Raw genomic sequence first — 394 nt, 5'->3', positions numbered from 1 at the left:
TGAAGTTTTCCCTCAAGCAGCTCACCCCATAAACTTCATCAAAAGGGTTATGAGACCTATCAGATGGCAGACACTTTTATCAATATCTTCCTGAGCTTTCGAGAGGACAAACTTTCCAGTCCCAATAGAGTCCTAGTACACCATAGAGATATTCATTACTCCATCTCTGCCATCCAATGCTACGCTTTTGTCGCCGTTTCCTTCTCGTCAATTCAGTACAGTATTGATTTGTTTTACTAAATCTTGTGCAGGCTTGGCGCCTGCGTTTCTGATTAATTCTCGGATTTTTGCTTTCACTTTCGCACAGGCTTTCTTCTTCGGGGTAATAAGAACAAAGTATCTACTCTTATTTCGATTAAGTACTCGCCTCAAATCAAATCCTAGGAATCCGAAG

At 41.1% G+C, this 394-nt stretch carries 1 pseudogene; it reads right to left on the bottom strand.

The window, feature by feature from the left end:
• Window positions 1-79: 79 nt before the first annotated feature.
• Window positions 80-394, bottom strand: a pseudogene (locus MR155_RS31465) (group II intron maturase-specific domain-containing protein); the annotation flags it as partial.

The organism is Bacillus cereus group sp. BfR-BA-01331 (genome assembly GCF_022663915.1).
GTDB lineage: Bacteria > Bacillota > Bacilli > Bacillales > Bacillaceae_G > Bacillus_A > Bacillus_A mycoides.
The sequence above is the reverse complement of the archived record's forward strand: the minus strand, read 5'-3'. Positions and strand labels throughout refer to the sequence as shown.